At 34.3% G+C, this 17,303-nt stretch carries 13 protein-coding genes, 2 tRNA genes and 1 pseudogene; 6 read left to right on the top strand and 10 right to left on the bottom strand.

The genetic code is table 11. The features are described from left to right. Both ftsA and ftsZ read left to right on the top strand, forming a co-directional pair. Window positions 1-1,338, top strand: coding sequence for a cell division protein FtsA (gene ftsA / locus IGB25_RS13785; protein WP_211065491.1), 1,338 nt, complete (start codon window positions 1-3; stop codon window positions 1,336-1,338). Window positions 1,339-1,357: 19 nt separating this feature from the next. Next, window positions 1,358-3,278 (top strand): annotated as a pseudogene (gene ftsZ / locus IGB25_RS13780) (cell division protein FtsZ). 278 nt (window positions 3,279-3,556) lie between these two features. Here ftsZ and rlmB read toward each other — a convergent pair. The 10 genes from rlmB to IGB25_RS13730 form a co-directional block, all read right to left on the bottom strand. Next, complete coding sequence (gene rlmB / locus IGB25_RS13775; protein ID WP_211065490.1) at window positions 3,557-4,276, bottom strand: 23S rRNA (guanosine(2251)-2'-O)-methyltransferase RlmB; 720 nt, start codon at window positions 4,274-4,276, stop codon at window positions 3,557-3,559. Between the two features lie 66 nt (window positions 4,277-4,342). Next, complete coding sequence (locus IGB25_RS13770) at window positions 4,343-4,744, bottom strand: hypothetical protein (RefSeq protein ID WP_211065489.1); 402 nt, start codon at window positions 4,742-4,744, stop codon at window positions 4,343-4,345. A 426-nt stretch (window positions 4,745-5,170) separates the two neighbouring features. Further along, on the bottom strand, window positions 5,171-6,034 hold the full coding sequence (locus IGB25_RS13765; RefSeq protein ID WP_211065488.1) for a DUF1735 domain-containing protein: 864 nt from the start codon (window positions 6,032-6,034) through the stop codon (window positions 5,171-5,173). 16 nt (window positions 6,035-6,050) lie between these two features. Continuing rightward, on the bottom strand, window positions 6,051-6,746 hold the full coding sequence (locus IGB25_RS13760) for a RagB/SusD family nutrient uptake outer membrane protein (protein ID WP_211065487.1): 696 nt from the start codon (window positions 6,744-6,746) through the stop codon (window positions 6,051-6,053). A 180-nt stretch (window positions 6,747-6,926) separates the two neighbouring features. After that, window positions 6,927-7,466, bottom strand: a complete 540-nt coding sequence (locus IGB25_RS13755) for a RagB/SusD family nutrient uptake outer membrane protein (protein ID WP_211065486.1) — start codon at window positions 7,464-7,466, stop codon at window positions 6,927-6,929. 15 nt (window positions 7,467-7,481) lie between these two features. Then, window positions 7,482-9,923 carry a SusC/RagA family TonB-linked outer membrane protein gene (locus IGB25_RS13750; protein ID WP_211065485.1) on the bottom strand — a complete coding sequence of 814 codons (2,442 nt, stop codon included), beginning with the start codon at window positions 9,921-9,923 and terminating at the stop codon, window positions 7,482-7,484. Further along, window positions 9,910-10,599, bottom strand: coding sequence for a carboxypeptidase-like regulatory domain-containing protein (locus tag IGB25_RS13745; protein ID WP_256437232.1), 690 nt, complete (start codon window positions 10,597-10,599; stop codon window positions 9,910-9,912). The genes IGB25_RS13750 and IGB25_RS13745 overlap by 14 nt, the downstream gene beginning before the upstream one ends. A 120-nt stretch (window positions 10,600-10,719) precedes the next feature. Next, window positions 10,720-12,375, bottom strand: coding sequence for a hypothetical protein (locus IGB25_RS13740; protein WP_211065483.1), 1,656 nt, complete (start codon window positions 12,373-12,375; stop codon window positions 10,720-10,722). Window positions 12,376-12,417: 42 nt separating this feature from the next. After that, entirely contained in the window at window positions 12,418-13,920 is a 1,503-nt protein-coding gene (locus IGB25_RS13735; RefSeq protein WP_211065482.1) for an OmpP1/FadL family transporter, read from the bottom strand. 72 nt (window positions 13,921-13,992) lie between these two features. Further along, window positions 13,993-15,099, bottom strand: coding sequence for a hypothetical protein (locus IGB25_RS13730; protein WP_211065481.1), 1,107 nt, complete (start codon window positions 15,097-15,099; stop codon window positions 13,993-13,995). Window positions 15,100-15,201: 102 nt separating this feature from the next. On the opposite strand from IGB25_RS13730, the gene proS reads away from it, so the two are divergent. The 4 genes from proS to rpsT all read left to right on the top strand — a co-directional run bounded on the left by proS (window position 15,202) and on the right by rpsT (window position 17,205). Further along, window positions 15,202-16,680, top strand: coding sequence for a proline--tRNA ligase (gene proS / locus IGB25_RS13725; protein ID WP_211065480.1), 1,479 nt, complete (start codon window positions 15,202-15,204; stop codon window positions 16,678-16,680). A gap of 65 nt (window positions 16,681-16,745) precedes the next feature. Beyond that, window positions 16,746-16,817: transfer RNA gene (locus IGB25_RS13720), tRNA-Glu, on the top strand. Window positions 16,818-16,843: 26 nt separating this feature from the next. Next, window positions 16,844-16,915 (top strand) — tRNA-Glu (locus tag IGB25_RS13715). Between the two features lie 38 nt (window positions 16,916-16,953). Further along, window positions 16,954-17,205, top strand: a complete 252-nt coding sequence (gene rpsT, locus IGB25_RS13710) for a 30S ribosomal protein S20 (protein ID WP_211065479.1) — start codon at window positions 16,954-16,956, stop codon at window positions 17,203-17,205. Window positions 17,206-17,303 lie beyond the last annotated feature (98 nt).

Below are 17,303 nucleotides of genomic sequence, written 5' to 3'. Positions count from 1 at the left end.
ATGGAAAACGAACATATAGCAGTAGGACTTGATATTGGCACAACCAAGATTGTAGCTATGATTGGTCGCAAAAATGAGTTTGGAAAGTTAGAGATATTAGGCTTGGGTAAAACCAAAAGTTTAGGTGTTCATCGTGGTGTGGTCAATAACATTACGCAGACTATTCAGTCCATCCAACTGGCTGTTAAAGAAGCTGAAGAAAGTTCAGGAAAAAATGTTTCTGCGGTCACCGTTGGCATTGCAGGACAACACATCAGAAGCCTACAACACAGCGATTATATTACCAGAAAAAATGCAGACGAAGTCATCAGCGAAGACGACATCAATGCACTTTGTGATCAAGTACATAAACTTGTGATGCTTCCTGGTGAAGAAATTATTCACGTCTTACCACAAGAATACAAAGTTGACGGTCAAGCCGAAATCAAAGAACCTATCGGTATGTATGGCGGTCGGTTAGAAGCTAATTTTCACGTGGTTGTCGGTCAAATTTCATCTATTAGAAATGTTGGTCGATGCATCAAAAGTGCTGGTTTTGAGCTTAGTGGCGTGACTTTAGAACCGCTTGCTTCTGCCAACGCCGTATTGAGTCAAGAAGAAAAAGAAGCTGGTGTAGCACTTATTGATATTGGTGGTGGCACCACGGATTTAGCTATTTTTAAAGATGGTATTATTCGTCATACAGCAGTAATTCCATTTGGTGGAAATATCATTACTGAAGATATTAAAGATGGCTGTTCTATTATAGAAAAACAAGCCGAATTGCTTAAAATCAAATTTGGCTCTGCTTGGCCTGGCGAAAATAAAGAAAACGAAATTGTTTCTATTCCTGGTTTACGCGGTCGTGAACCCAAAGAAATTTCGCTTAAAAATCTCGCTAAAATCATTCATTATCGAGCGGTTGAAATTATTGAGCAAGTTTTCTTAGAAATCAAAAATTACGGTCACGAAGAAAAACGCAAAAAACTCATTGCTGGTATTGTTATCACTGGTGGCGGTGCACAACTCAAACATCTTAAACAACTTGTTGAATACATCACAGGTATGGACACAAGAGTCGGTTACCCCAATGAGCATCTCGCTGGCGATACAAATAAAGAAACCGCAAGTCCAATTTACGCTACTGCTGTTGGATTAGTGATGAATAGCTTAAACAAACAAGAGCAAATCGAAAAAGATAAATCTGAAGAAACTCAAGAGAACACTGAACCTCAGAGCAAAGACGAACAAACAGAAGAAAACACAGAACAACAAAAAGAAACCATCCATAAACCGAGAAAATCGTTTATGGAAAAGTTTGTAGATAAACTTAAAGATTTTTTAGATAACGCAGAATAAACGCATAAAATACAATATTATGAGCACAGAAGAATTAGGCAACATTTCTTTTGATTTACCCAAAAATCAATCTAATGTCATCAAAGTAATTGGTGTTGGCGGTGGTGGCTCAAACGCCATTAACCATATGTTTAAACAAGGTATCAACGGAGTTGACTTTGTCATTTGCAATACCGATGCACAAGCTTTAGAAAATTCACCCATTCCAACCAAAATTCAACTCGGTGTTAACCTTACAGAAGGACTTGGCGCTGGTGCCAACCCAGAAATTGGTGAACAAGCTGCTGTTGAAAGCTTTGAAGACATCAAAGATTTATTGAGTAAAAACACAAAAATGGTTTTCATCACTGCTGGTATGGGTGGCGGAACAGGCACTGGTCTTTGCACCAGTGATTGCCAAACAAGCCAGAGAAATGGAAATTCTTACCGTCGGTATTGTTACCATTCCATTTCAATTTGAAGGCAAAACCCGAAACGAACAAGCCCAAATTGGTGTAGAAAAATTAAGAGACAATGTAGATTCTCTTATCGTCATCAACAATAATAAACTCAGAGAAGTTTACGGCAACCTCGGTTTTAAAGCTGGGTTTTCAAAAGCCGATGAAGTTTTAGCTACCGCTTCTCGTGGTATAGCTGAAGTTATTACGCATCACTATACACAAAATATTGACCTTAGAGATGCTAAAACGGTTTTAAGCAATAGTGGCACTGCCATAATGGGATCTGCAAGTGCTTCTGGAACCAATCGCTCGAGATTGGCTATAGAAAAAGCCTTAGATTCACCTTTACTCAACGACAACAAAATCACAGGTGCTCAAAATGTGTTGTTGCTCATCGTATCTGGTAAAGACGAAATCACAATTGATGAGATTGGTGAAATCAATGATCATATCCAAAATGAAGCGGGCAACTCTGCCAACATCATTATGGGTGTCGGCGAAGACGAAGACTTAGATGATGCTATTTCAGTTACAGTAATTGCCACGGGGTTTAATTCTGAACAACAAGATGATATTACAAACACTGAGACCAAAAAAATAATTCACACACTTGAGGACGAACAAAAAGCTGAAATTGACTTAACTGAAAAAAATGATGATTTTCAAAACAAACCTTTGGGCTTAGAAGATGATAAGCATGAAAAACAAACCAAAATTGTTCATCGACTTGAAGATGTTGAAGATGATCAAGATAAAAATCAAACTCAAAAAGCAGAGAGCAATCCTATAATAGAAACCACTGAAAAGATTGAGAATATTGAAGTTGAAGCTGAATTTTTAGAGATTGAAGATTTTGAAATTACAGATAAAACTGAAAATGAAGATAACAAAAGTGAAGACAGTGAAAATCAACATTTGAGTTTTGACTTATTTCATCAAGAATCACAAAATTCTTATGAAAAACAAAATTCATCTCATAAGTATCAATCTCAAAAAGAAACTCAAGATCAAAAAGTTGTTTTTGATTTAGATAAAGACATCAGGTCGATTGAAGTGAATGAGCCCGAAGAAATCAAACCTGAATCAACCGAAAAGGTAAAAACCTATCAATTAGAAGACTCTGAATCAGAAGATGCAACACAAAATTCTGTGAATGAAGAAGATGATGAAAATCTCAAATTTGAAACTAAAACTCAACCTCAAGAAAAACCTATCGATGATGAAGCACCTAAGGATATTGATCCTTTGAATGCATCTATCACAGAGTTAAAAGCCCGTGCAAGAGAACGGCGAGCAAAAATGAAACAATTTAACTATAGATTTAGTCAAAATCAAAACATTGATGAAATTGAAAAACAGCCCGCATACAAACGTGCTGGCGTAGAGCTTGATGACCCAAAAGACAATCAAAATAAACTCTCACGCACAACATTACATAACGACGATGATGAAATAACGCTGAGACGAAACAATTCGTTTTTGCATGATAATGTAGATTAACGTAAGTTCGATATAAATTCCAATAAAATATATTCATATAAAATACAGAAATTTAATCATTTGTCATTTCGACTGAGCGAAGTATGAGCGACGAGACATCTCAGTAGGAGGAGATTTCTCCTCATTCTTCGTTCGAAATGACAAGATTTGCTGGCAAAAATATGTAATCATCTGATTTACAGCTTTCAATAAATCGAACTCACGTTAACCTAAACAGATTATATTTGAAAGACTCAAGTCATAATACATCTAAAATATCGATATGGGATAGCTAAATATTATCTAACAAGTTCATAAAGGAATAAACCAGCGACCACGGCAACATTAAGCGATTGTGTTTTTCCTTTCATTGGAATATAATAAGTATGATCAAGCATTTTTATAATGCTATGGTGTATTCCAAAACCTTCGCTACCCATAACCAAAGCAACTGGCTTTATGATATTAGCATCAAACAAAGATTGATTTGATTTTTCACTTGCTCCAATAAGCTTAACCTCGTGTGCTTGAAGAAAATATATAGCATCTTTTAAATGATTAACTTTGCAAATTGGGATATTAAAAATAGCTCCTGCAGAGGTTTTTACCATATCTTCGTTAATTCTAGCTGTACCTTGTTGAGGCACAATAACAGCACTAACTCCAGAAGACTCAGCTGTTCTTAGGATACTTCCAAAATTTCTTACATCCGTAACACCATCAAGTAATAGAAATATAGCATCAGAATTTTTCATTAAGGCATGTTCTACAGTAGATTCAAAGTCAACAAAATCGATTGGAGCTATAAAAGCCACAACGCCTTGGTGGTTTTTAGATTGGTATTTTCTAAATTTCTGGTGAGGCACAAAACTCACTTTAATATGAAGTTGATTAGCGAGGTTTAAAAGTTCTTGCGTGTTTTCAGAACCTTTCAAAATTTGAATTTTGTCTATAGGTTTATTGCTTTTTAAAGCTTCTAAAATTGGGTGGATTCCGAAAATGGTGTGTTGTTCTTGCATAATGTAAATATAAAAAAACCCGCCATGTGGCGGGATTTTTTTATTAAATATTACTAAAAATTTATGTTAAGGTGCAGGAGATAATACCACATCAACAACAAAGTCTCCTTGAAATACACCTTGATCTAAAGTATAAAACATTTGATTGTTACAAGGGTCAAAAAGATTACCATTAGTGGCTTCACCTGCAGGTACAGTGCCAGGGAATGTTGCGGGATCACCATTGCCAACAATTGATAATGTATTGTCAGGATTAAGAGTCATTACACCATCATAAATAAACTGACCATCAAAAGCAGGGTTTCCAGTTGCTTCAGCAACAAAATTAGCACCCCAAGCTGAACTCACTTCATATTCACCTTCATTACCTGTTGGTGTAAGAGTCATATCAAAAGTATTAACTTGAGAACCATCAATAAAAGATGAGCCTGTCCACTCAAGAGGAAGAACTCCATAACAAACTTCCAAAGCAAAAACTATAGGGTTATCACCGTCTAACCCTACAATAACATCTGGATTACTAGTTGAAATAAGCGTAAATTGAACTGTATAATTAGATGTTATACTAGGGTCAATATCAAACGTTATACTTGCATCTCTAGTATCTGCTGGTACGATTGTGGTAAATGTACCAGTTTCTACACTAGGTGCACTTCCTTCAACAACTTGAACTTCATAAGAAATTGATGTGTCAAGACGGTTTACTGGTACATTATATTCAATAGGTATTTCTACAGATCCAGCAGATATGATTAAAGTGAAAGATTCATTTTCAAACTACCCAACCAGATTCTGTATTAGGCTTAAAGTTGCTTTATCATTAATAGCATTACAACCTTTCATTAGCACAAAGACTAAAATTAAAGTTGATAATTTAATTATATTTTTCATTTTTTATTGTTTTGTAAGATTAAACTCAGTTACTAATGGTGGAGCAACACCACAACCGCCATCTAAAATATATTCAGATATGATTAAAGTGAAAGACGAATCATCAGTAGGGTCATAATTACCTGTTTGAGATGCAGAACCTAGTGTTATTGGACCATCACCACAAGTTAGCCCCGTCCCAATACTATCACTTGTAACTAAAATGTTATTACAAGATAAATCAAAAGGAATTGTAGATGGTGGTTGTCCTATTCCAGCACCTTCCAGCCAAACAGCAGTAAATGCACGTTCTGTTGAACCTCCATTTTGAAATACATCAACAACTTGTGTTTCAAATGATGGGACACCATTAGCAGGATGTATTGGTGTAGTCTGCTCTAATAAATAAGGACCAGTAAAAGAACCTTCTGGTATAGGACAGATTTGCCTAACTCTTACCTCAACAGGTGCATCATTAATTATAGCACCTTGAGCATCAGTGATTCTTAAAACTAATAGTTCAGGTGTAGTTTCTACAGAATTATCTATACCTTTTATTGTGATAAATCCAAAAAATTCTCCCGCTGGTATTGTAGCTGTATTTGAAGGTAAATCAAAGTTTTCTGGGTCAACAGTGGTTTCAGGATTTCCATCTCCATCTAAATCTTCATTAACAATTTCTATTGTAACGGTTCTATCAGAATCTGAAAGTGTTGTTGTGTTGATTTGAAGTTGTAGTTCACCAACATCATCTATAACAACATCTAAATTAGCTGTTGATTGAGGAAAGTAAACTAATGTTTGTTCTCCTCCAAATCTTGCTGGTTCTGTATCATCACATGATGACAAAACCAGAATTAAACTTAATATTGCAAATATTTTTTTCATAATTATGTTTTTTTGATTATTGCCATTGTGCGTTTTGAACCATATTAGTGTTTCCATTAAGTTCTTCTAATGGAATTGGGAAAACCCATCTTTGGTCGCTTACATTAATGTTACATGGAATACTACCCTCACAGTCTTCTGGATTACGCTCAAGACCTTCGTTTAATATGTTTCTATATCTTTTAATATCAATGTATCTGTGACCTTCAAAGCATAATTCAAGACGCCTTTCAAACTTAATATCAGCAATTGCTTCCTGTAAACTAGTATAAGCATTTGCACCATCTGATGTATCCCTTCTCACATTTCTTACAGCTTGAACAGCATCAGCGACTTCTTGAAACTGAGACTGTCTTGCAAACGCCTCTGCCCTCATTAAGTAAACTTCTGAAATACGTGCGACTTTATAATCATTAACATATAAACCAGAACCAGGAGGATATTTATTGATTCCCAATTCACCACCTGCTATATTACCATTAAGATTAACATTGACATCAAAACGAACATCATTATTATTAAGAGATTCTTGTTCCAACAAGTTAAAAAGTTCAAACGACATATCAATGAAGTTTCCACCTGTACCAGTGAAAATGAACTGACCCGCCATATTTTCGAGGTTTGCCCCAGCAACATTATCATAACTATAAATGACTTCAGTTTGATCTGTGTCACCATTAAACATGGCTTGATATTGAGCTTGATTTGCCAAAGGATATTCTGCTATTAAGCTGTTAGTAGCTGTTATTACAGTAGGAAAATCTCCTGTATATAATGCTAATCTAGCTCTTAAGAAGCTAGCATAATCTGGATTTACTCTAAAAACATCATTAAAGCCTGAGGAAAATAAATTTTCCGCTGTAGTAATATCATCTATAATGAGTTGAGCAGTTTACTTTGTTGTTAATCTAGCAGGTTCTGCATCTACACTAACTTCTGATTGATATGGAACACCAGCCGAACTAGGGTCTTCAATATTTTCACTATAATAAAGTAAAACTTCAAGGTGAGCATAAGCTCTGATTAAGTAACATTGAGCTAATAAATTATCTAAACGTTCTTGTTCTTCTGAACCTTCTACTTCAATTAATTCTGCTTCTTCAATAATCCTGTTAACATCATTTGCAGTATTATACTGAGCAGACCAAATTCCAAATGAATTAGTTTGACTATCTAATTGAAGGTTAAGTAAAGATAAAGCTTGACCTCCATTATCAGTTCCTATCTTTACATTGTCAGTAAAGATAGCATTATGTCTAACTTGGTTTGTGAAATTTAAACTTGTATAGACCCCTACAACACCAGCCTCTATATCATCTACAGTTTGAAATGCGGTAGTACTTATCAAAGCATCTACAGGTGTTCTATTAATTTGTTCTGCACAACTCGAAATCAAAAGAGCTGTAACAAATATGACTAAATATTTTTTCATAATTTTTATTTTTTTTTAGAATGTTAAATCTACACCAAATGAAATTGTTCGTGGTGTTGGAAAACTAAAAAATTCACCAACTTCATCAGCTTCAGGGTCATAACCCCGCCATTTACTCCAAGTAATTAAATTAGTTCCTTGTGTGTAAATCCTTATGGCATTAAAAAAGCCTATTTTGTCTAATGTCTCACTACTTATGTTATATGCCAATGTAGCATTTCTTAGCCTTAAGAATGAAGCATCCTCAAGGTAACGGTCAGTTTGGTTAGATGAAGTAATTCTTAAACCTCCTGCTTGGCTTGGTGCAGGAATAGAAGCTACGTCACCAGGTTGTTGCCATACATCAAACATCGTTGTACTTAAGTTTGAAAATGCGGCACTATCGAAGTCTTCAATTAGTGCTAAAGAAGCATTTACACGGTAAGTATCAGCCGCATAAGAGAATAAAGAACTTAAAGTGAATTGTTTCCAAGATACATTTAAACCAAATCCACCAGTAAATACTGGATCAAACTGTTTGTCTAAATAAACACCTTCATTTTCACGATTCAAAGTTGTAGTTAAATTTCCTTCAGCATCAAGGTAGAGTGGCTGACCATTTGAAGGGTCAACACCTGCCCAACGCTGTAAAAAATAAGTGAAAGCTCTCTTACCTTCTTGAAGTCTTAAACCGAAACCTCCACTATCAACAAAACCTGAATTGTTAGCAATGTCAACTATTTCATTTTCATTGTAAGCTCCATTAAAAAACACATTAACTTTCCATGGGTTTGTAGGTGTTTTTCTTAATATGTCGTAAGACAATTGAAGTTCTACACCTTTATTATCCATTTCTGCAACATTGGTTTGAACACTTGAAAAACCTGTACCAGCAGATGATATGTTTTTATTAAAGAACAAATCCTCAGTGGTTTTACTATACACATCTACAGCTCCAGTTAACTTATTGTCCCACAAACCAAAATCAATACCGACATTGAATTGCTTAGTTGTTTCCCACTGTATATTCTCATCTACAAAATTATTAACGGATAATTGGTTTTGATTTAGAAAACCAGTACCACCCGCTATAGTTTGAAAACCTGGATAGAATCCAGCAACATTTTGGTTACCAGTTTCTCCATAACTAGCACGTAACTTCAGACTTTCAACCCAATCAACATCGTCCATAAAGCTTTCTTCGTTAATATTCCATCGACCACCAACTGAGAAAAATGTACCCCAACGTCTTGACCTTTGAAATCTTGAAGTTCCATCACGACGTAAAGTTAAATCTAATCCATAACGCCCGTCATAATCATAAATTAAATTTCCAAAATAAGAAAGTAATGAAGTTTCAATCTCTGAAGAAAAAGTAGTTGGAGCAAAAACAGCCTGACCATCTACGAGTGTTTGCCCATCAGTAAATCCTTGACTAGAGCCAATGAATTTAGGGTTTAAGCCATTTTGGGTAAATCCAGAATTTTGGATATTTCTATAAAAATATTCCGTGAAACCTGTAGCAGTAATACTGTGCTTTTCACCAAATTTATTAGAATACCTTACAAAAGAGTTTGTATTGAAAGAAAAGTCTCTATAAGAAGCTTCAAATTGAGTCCCTCCAAAAAAGTCTTCATTTGCCAAAAAATCTCTTGTTGCCAAACCTCTGATACTAAAAGGAGTTTCTAAAAATAAATCCTGACTATGAATATAATCCACACCAGCAGTAGCACCTATAGTTATATTTTTTATGATGTTATAGTCACCTCTTACACTACCAACAATTCTAAACTCATTTTCTTGGTCAGTATTTTCTCTTGCTGTATTTAAAGCAATAAATGGTGTATTCATAAAACCATTTGCTCCAGAAACATTAATACTACCATCAGGATTAAATGCACCAGACTGAACAGTCCCAAATGTATTTAATGACCCATCTGGATTATATGGATTCAAATATGGTAGAGCTAAAAAAGGTACAATAAAGGGATTATCTAACTGACCACCTGTATTGTTTCCTCTGACTGCATCTACAACAAAATTATTTTTTGAATAAGATACACTTATATTTGAAGAATAATTAAATTTTTCAAAACTACCATTAAGGTTATTACGAACTGAAAATCTTTGAATCTTTGACCCTAAGGTAGTTCCTTCTTGTTCAAAATATTGAAGTGAAGTATATGCAGAAAGATTTTCACTACCTGAGGTAACAACCAATTGATGAGATTCGGTAATTCCTTCTTGCTGAATGATATCAGCCCAATTAGTATTAACTGAATTAGATAAAGCCACAACCTCAGCTTCTGTCAAATTATCACCAAATTGATCTCCAGGTAGAACATCACGCTGGTAATTAAGCAATTGGGACGTGTTCATGACGTTAAAATTTGCCTCTGGCAAATTTGAAACACCATATAAACCTCTATATTGTACTTTAAGATTTTCATTTTTCTTGGCTCTCTTAGTTGTAATCAAAATCACACCAGTTTGCTCCCCTGTTACCATAAATGGCTGTAGCAATGACATCTTTAAGAACACGCATCGACTCTATATCATTTGAGTTGATGTTTCTAAAGTTATCCTGGTTTACTGGCATCCCATCAATTATGTAAAGTGGTTCTGTGTCACCGTTTAATGATGTACGACCACGTATAATTACAGTAGCAGACTGTCCAGGTTGACCAGAAGCCACACGTATATTAGCCCCAGCAACATTCCCTTGTAAAATTTGATCAATAGATGCAATTGGAACTTGCTCAATTGATTCGGATTTAACATTAGATGATGCTGATACCACCTCAGATTCTTTTAAAATCCCTTGATATGAGGTTACAACTACCTCATCAAGTTTTTCTAAATCTTGTTTCATAGTTACATCAATCGTAGTTTTTGTGCCGACCCTGATTTCTTGAGTTTTAAAGCCCACGTAAGAAAATTGCAGAATTTGATTGGATGCAAGACTAATGCTGTATTTTCCATCAAAGTCTGTCTGTGTTCCCGATGAAGTGTTTTTGATGATTACGTTTACCCCGGGAATAGGCAAACCATCTCCATCAACCACCTTCCCGGTGATTGTTTTTTCTTGTGCAAACGTCAGTTGCACAACAAACGCTAAAAGTAGCGTAAGAATTCCTCTAAACTTTGTTCTCATTTTTTAATTTATTTGAATTAGCCAACGCCAAAAATCATAATAAATAGTTAATCAAACAAATTTTTTTTACTTTAATTTAAAAAAAGAGTGTTAAAAATTAACCTTAAAGACATCTCGAGCTTAAAAAATAGTCAAAAATTTAAGGTGAATTTGGGTGTTTTTAAATTCTAGGTTTTGCGTGTCAGACCCGCCGTTGGCAAAGATTAGCCTTAAAACACCTGCTCGGGTTTCTACGCCAAAACCTATACCAATGCTGTATAAATTTTCACTAAACCGATTGATGTCATTTTCGTAAAAACCATAGTCTAAAACACTATGTATATACAGGTTTGAGCCTAAAATATAGCGATATTCGGTCTGAATGGTTCCAAATAAATTCGCAAAAAAGCGATTTTCGGCAAAACCTCGAATAGAATTGATACCACCAAAACGATATAATTCATTACTGAAATATTCATCTGAGTTTAATAAACCAGAATTTATACCTATATATATGTATTGCCTTTTATCAAGTTTAAATATCTGTCGTGCTTCTAAGCTTAAATATTGTTGGTCTGCATCTATATTTTGAGTTTGACGGTTTCCTATACCGAAACTCAAATTAACGTATTGATTGCTTAAAAACAGATCAGAAAAACGCTTAGGTTTATTATAAGTTGCTTCAATTCCAAAACGAGTCTTGTCAAAATCTTCAATATCGTTTATTTGTGTTTCATCATCTAACAAATTTGTTGAAGTTTCAAAGGCGACTGTAAGACCAACATTGATATTTTGAGTAACTTGATAATCTAATTTAATTTGTTGTGTATTGTTTGAAAACGTAGAATCTTGCTTAAAAAAACCTAATCCTGCTTCGAGCGAAAAACGAGACTTAAATATATATGGTAATCTTACACCTACATCAAACCATTCTTGTGCGTTGCCGTCGTTTTTATAATTAAGATTGATTTCTTCACCACTGTGAAAGTTATTGATGAGCTTTAAATCAATATTACCGTTGAGTTGAAAATCATTTTCATCTGAATTATTAAAGCCTAAAAATCCATCAAAACTATTGGCTTGAGAGCGTTTAAGGTAAAGAAACAAGTTGGTAGAGTCTTTGGTAAATTGAACTTGTGGGGTTTTGGTTTGATTTACAAATCGCAGTGCATCTATTTTTTCTGACTGCTTGATCAATTGCTCTCTATTAAAAACCGAACCTATTTTTAAATTTGCATAATTTTTTAGAAAAACTCTTGGAAATTTATCATAACCTCTTATTATGACTTTATCTAAAGTCCTCTTATCAGATTCATAAAGGTCTAATTGAGCTATTACGGTATCGCTTTTATTAAATTCTACTTCTTTTAGTCTTATTTGACTAAAGGGTTTGCCTTGTTGAGACAATTGATTTAAAATAGCATATAAAGTATTTGGCAGATTTTCAACCTCAACATAAGGTTTTAAATTTCTAAAAACATTTGGAAAAGAAGCGTGATTTTTGAGATAAACTATATTGTATTGCTTTCTTAAATTAAATTTAAGTTGAAACACCGAGTCATTTATGATCTCTAAGTTCTCTGCTCTCAAATTCAAATAGCCCTTGAGTTGAAGGTCAGTAATTATTTTTTTTGAAGCTTCCTCTAAGCTTTCAAAATCCTTATAAGATTGCTTCGGATTCAAAGTCTTGATTATGCTATCTTGCTGAGCATCTTCTGTAAGTAGTTTCAAGTATAGGTTTTGAGAAGAAGCAAAACTAAAACAAAGCCCAAGTGCTAAGAGTAAAATATACCTCATACATATTTTAACGCTCAAAGCTAATAAATGGTATGAAACTGTCTAAAAACCTAATGAAACCGTCAAAAACAAATTAGAAATATTAGAGTCTATTTGAGCTGTTTGATTTAATCCTGTTTGATACAAGCGGTCGTTACGATCTAAGCTTGCTAAACTGTAAGCTAAATCTATATTCACATTTTTTATAGTATAACCAAGTCCCAAACTAAAACCTTCTAAATCGCCTTGAATAAAATCATCTTCATAAGGAGTTTCTTGTAAAAAGTAACCGCCTCTAAACTTAAATTGTTTAAAAACATATTCTCCACCTATATTTAAATTAGTAACCGAAGTCAAATTTTGTTCTATGTCGGTATTCAAAAACTCAAGACTATTAGTTGTAAATTTAGCATTAGAATAATCTTGCAAGCTATAATCAATACTCAACAAACCTCGTCCTTTAAATATATAAGACAAACCTGCTGTCCATTTACTTGCAGTTCTATAATTGTAATCTGGAAAAACATTAAGCACCCTAGGGTTAACACTTGCTGGACCATACTCATCACTACCTGTTCTGATAAATTGTGAAGTTTCGTCAGATACATCATACCACGTAGGTGAATTATAAGATAGTGCGACTCTGAATTGATCTGTGATTTTAACTATACTTCCCAACTGAAAAGAAAAAGCATTAGCACGTGTTCTCAATCTATTATCAAAGCGAATACTGTTGATTTCACTTGTCGGATCAGAATTTGATTCAAAAAATGAAGTAAACCTGTCATATTCCATATAATGTGCATTGAGATTTAAACCGAAGTAAAATCGTTTATTAAGTTCTAAACTAGCGTTAAAAGAAAATTTACCATTATAACCATCTTCCTGAATAAAGTAATCTTGTAAAAATTGGTTAGCCGTAACATTTGAAATATAATCCATATTATTAAAATCATCCGGATTTACAGGATCTATAACAAATGATTGAAAACCCAGCAAGGCATTTTGAGCTGTAACACCTTCAGTTTCTCCTAAAAAGGTATATAAATCTGCAATAGACTCTCCGTTTAATGGGGTTAACAAATCCAGTGGAATTCCATTTGCACTATCAACAAAAAACTGATCTATCGATTGATTATTGTTACCTCTTGCTACATAAGAATTATCATAATCTGCTACTTGTTCATACGTAAACCCGTAAGCATATTTTGATAAAGTAACATCTTCGTTGTTTGCAGCAAAAACAAAAACGATTCCCAATTGATTCAAATCAAAAGTGGTTTCGGTTTCATCTGTAAAACCATCGGTAAAATTTACATCGTTGTTTTTGATGTTTAAATTAAGAGTTCCTGAAGCGTGGTTGGTTAAAAATACTGACGATCCGGCTGGATTAAGCTTGAGTGCTGACAAATCACCACCGAGTGAACTAAATGCTCCTGCCATTCCTGTAAATCTTGCGGTTCCCATAAGATCTTCTCTAGAAAACCTAACCACATCAGTTAAATCTTGAGCATAAATAAAACTTATAGGCAAGCAAAACAGTAAAAATAAAAATTTGACTTTCATTTTTTTATGATTAAAAAACTGCCCGAAAATCATTGAAATTTTCAATAAATTATCAGACAGCTAAATTGGTTATTATTTTCTTCTACCTCGACTACTTCTTCCACTACTTCCAGAAGATCTTGAACTACTACTTCGACTTGTGCTTTTTACACTTGAACTACTTCTTGTAGAACGAGTGTTAGGTTGTGTTGATGGAGTGTAACTTCTATTGCTTCGGTTTATTGTAGAATTTCTTTGAGTTGAATTACTGTAAATACTTTGGTTAGAGTAACCTGAACGCGATCTTTGAGTTGAATATATACTTCTATCATTAGATCTTCCATTTCTAACACGTGCATTGACATTGCTAGAATTTCTTATTCTTCTTCCATCAGAATTAACATAACTTCGGTTACTACGAGCGACAGCAGAATTTATTCTACTTCTACTATCAGAAGACCGACCTCTAATGTTCTGATTACTCCTTACACCTCTTCTTGAATCAAGGCTTGAGCGTCCTCTGTTATAAGCATAAGCATTGTTTCTATAATTATTATGGTAAGCATAAGCGTAATAAGGATTTCTATAGCCATAATAATATGGTGAATATCCGCCCCAGTAATAACCATAATAACCGCCCCAGTAAGGATATCCATATACAAAAGCATTATGATAAGACCAACCACCCCAATATGAGCCGTAAAAACCACCATAACCTATACCAAAGCCCCAATAAGAACCATACCAAGGTCTGTAATACCCACCCCAATATGGGCTATAAAAGCCATTATCTATATAGTTGATAGTCACAGAAGTAGGCTGAGTTCCCCAACCGCCATAAGAATTATATTCAGTTTCATTTTCATCTACAACAATATCGTCTTGTTGCACACTATCTTCACTATTAGACGAATAATTTTCAATATCAGTAAACACCTCATTTTGTTCTCTAGCTTGAGAAATCAATTTGTCTTGTTGTTCAAAATAATTTTTATAAAAATCGTTATTATTTTGAGAGTCATTGTTGTTTGTGTTTTCTCCTTGAGTTGCCTCATTGGCTAAAGCATCATCATTAGCGTAAATACCGTCGTTTTGAACACTTGCGTTTTCATAAGACGAACCGCATGAAGATACAAAAACCACCAACATTAATCCTGCTACAAATTGAACAGATTTGAAAAAATTTAATTTTGGTCTCATAACTTGTGGTTTTAAAAGATTTTATATAGTGCAAAATACTTAGTTTTGCGTAATTTTTAATTTCATATACATAGATACAACATCTATGCCAAATATCAAAATATGTCTAAACACTTAACAAAACGTTCAGATAACTATTCAAAATGGTATAATGAATTAGTCGTCAAAGCAGAATTAGCAGAAAACGCTCATGTACGTGGTTGCATGGTCATCAAGCCTTATGGTTATGCTATTTGGGAAAAAATGCAAAGCGAACTCGACAGAATGTTTAAAGCTACAGGTCATGAAAATGCTTATTTTCCACTCCTCGTGCCAAAACACCTCTTTGAAGCTGAAGAAAAAAATGCGGAAGGTTTTGCTAAAGAATGTGCTGTCGTTACGCATTACCGACTCAAAAGTGACGACAACGACAAATCAAAACTTATTGTTGACCCCGAAGCCAAACTTGAAGAAGAACTTGTAGTAAGACCTACTTCTGAAGCTATTATTTGGAGTGCTTATAAAAATTGGATACAGTCCTACAGAGATTTGCCCATAAAAATCAATCAATGGGCTAATGTGGTAAGATGGGAAATGCGGACACGCCTATTTTTAAGAACCACTGAATTTCTATGGCAAGAAGGTCACACCGCTCATGCTACAAAACAAGAAGCTATAGAAGAAGCAGAACTTATGAATAGTATTTATGCCAAATTTGCTAAAGATTTTATGGCTATGCCAGTTATTGAAGGAACTAAGTCTGAAAGTGAAAAATTTGCAGGTGCTGAAGAAACCTATTGTATCGAAGCCTTAATGCAAGACGGCAAAGCTTTACAAGCAGGAACTTCTCATTTTTTAGGGCAAAATTTTGCTAAAGCATTTGATGTAAAATACACCAACAAAGAAGGCAAACAAGATTATGTTTGGGCAACCAGTTGGGGCGTTTCAACACGACTTATGGGGGCATTAATTATGTCTCATAGCGATGATAATGGTTTGGTTTTACCTCCAAAACTCGCTCCTTATCAAGTGGTTATTGTGCCTATTTATAGAAACGATGAACAATTCAACCAAATTTCTGAAAAAGCACAAGGCATCATCAAAGAATTACAGGCTAATAATATCAGTGTGAAATTTGATGATAGAGATACACATAAACCTGGATGGAAATTTGCAGAATACGAAATGAAAGGAGTTCCACTAAGAATTGGCATCGGTCCAAAAGATATAGAAAACAAAACCGTTGAGTTGGCAAGAAGAGACACGTTAAGTAAGTCATTTATCAAGCAAGATGAATTAATTGAAACCATTAAGCAAACCTTAACCGATATTCAAAACAATCTTTTTGATAAGGCTCAAAAGTTTACAAATGACAATACTCGTCAAGTAAAATCATACGAAGAATTTAAAACCCTAATCAATACTAAAGGCGGTTTTGTGGAAGCTTATTGGGACGGTACTTTAGAATCTGAAGAACACATAAAAAATGAAACTAAAGCAAGCATTCGTTGTATCTTAGAAACCGATGTACCCAAAGGAAGCAAATGTTTGTATTCTCAAAACCAAGCCGTCGCTAAAGTGCTTTATGCCAAAGCCTATTAAAATTTTATATTAAATATTGCAACATAAATAAAATAATGTATTTTTGCACCCGCAAATAAATGTGCGGTCCGTTCGTCTAGTGGTTAGGACGCCAGGTTTTCATCCTGGTAACAGGGGTTCGATTCCCCTACGGACTACTAAACGTTCAAAACAATAATCACCTGGTCCGTTCGTCTAGTGGTTAGGACGCCAGGTTTTCATCCTGGTAACAGGGGTTCGATTCCCCTACGGACTACAATAATAAATTAATCAAGTAAGACAAAAAAATATATTATGGCAAATCATAAATCTGCTTTAAAAAGAATTAGAAACAGCGAAACTAAAAGATTACGTAATCGCTATCAACACAAAACAGCGAGAAATGCTGTTAGAAAATTAGAAAACACTTCAGACAAATCTGAAGCTAAAAAAATGTTTAATGATGTTATTTCTAAAGTTGACAAACTTGCAAAGAAAAACATCATTCACCCTAACAAAGCTGCTCGTATCAAATCGAGACTGACCAAGCACGTTGCTTCACTTTAATAAATTTAAAGTCTTACTTATTATAAACAAACCTTGTTCAAATGAGCAAGGTTTTTTTTCTTTTAAACTATTCTTCTTTTAATTTTTAGTCATTCCTT

This window comes from Flavobacterium sp. CS20, from assembly GCF_018080005.1.
Taxonomy (GTDB): domain Bacteria; phylum Bacteroidota; class Bacteroidia; order Flavobacteriales; family Flavobacteriaceae; genus Psychroflexus.
The sequence above is the reverse complement of the archived record's forward strand: the minus strand, read 5'-3'. Positions and strand labels throughout refer to the sequence as shown.

What these genes read in the sequence shown, in the direction of transcription:
- proS (WP_211065480.1), top strand. Translation starts at nt 15,202, where the DNA reads ATGTCTAAACACTTAACAAAACGTTCAGATAACTATTCAAAATGGTAT.
- rpsT (WP_211065479.1), top strand. Translation starts at nt 16,954, where the DNA reads ATGGCAAATCATAAATCTGCTTTAAAAAGAATTAGAAACAGCGAAACT.
- IGB25_RS13735 (WP_211065482.1), bottom strand. Translation starts at nt 13,920, where the DNA reads ATGAAAGTCAAATTTTTATTTTTACTGTTTTGCTTGCCTATAAGTTTT.
- IGB25_RS13755 (WP_211065486.1), bottom strand. Translation starts at nt 7,466, where the DNA reads ATGAAAAAATATTTAGTCATATTTGTTACAGCTCTTTTGATTTCGAGT.
- rlmB (WP_211065490.1), bottom strand. Translation starts at nt 4,276, where the DNA reads ATGCAAGAACAACACACCATTTTCGGAATCCACCCAATTTTAGAAGCT.
- ftsA (WP_211065491.1), top strand. Translation starts at nt 1, where the DNA reads ATGGAAAACGAACATATAGCAGTAGGACTTGATATTGGCACAACCAAG.
- IGB25_RS13730 (WP_211065481.1), bottom strand. Translation starts at nt 15,099, where the DNA reads ATGAGACCAAAATTAAATTTTTTCAAATCTGTTCAATTTGTAGCAGGA.
- IGB25_RS13740 (WP_211065483.1), bottom strand. Translation starts at nt 12,375, where the DNA reads ATGAGGTATATTTTACTCTTAGCACTTGGGCTTTGTTTTAGTTTTGCT.
- IGB25_RS13745 (WP_256437232.1), bottom strand. Translation starts at nt 10,599, where the DNA reads ATGAGAACAAAGTTTAGAGGAATTCTTACGCTACTTTTAGCGTTTGTT.
- IGB25_RS13765 (WP_211065488.1), bottom strand. Translation starts at nt 6,034, where the DNA reads ATGAAAAAAATATTTGCAATATTAAGTTTAATTCTGGTTTTGTCATCA.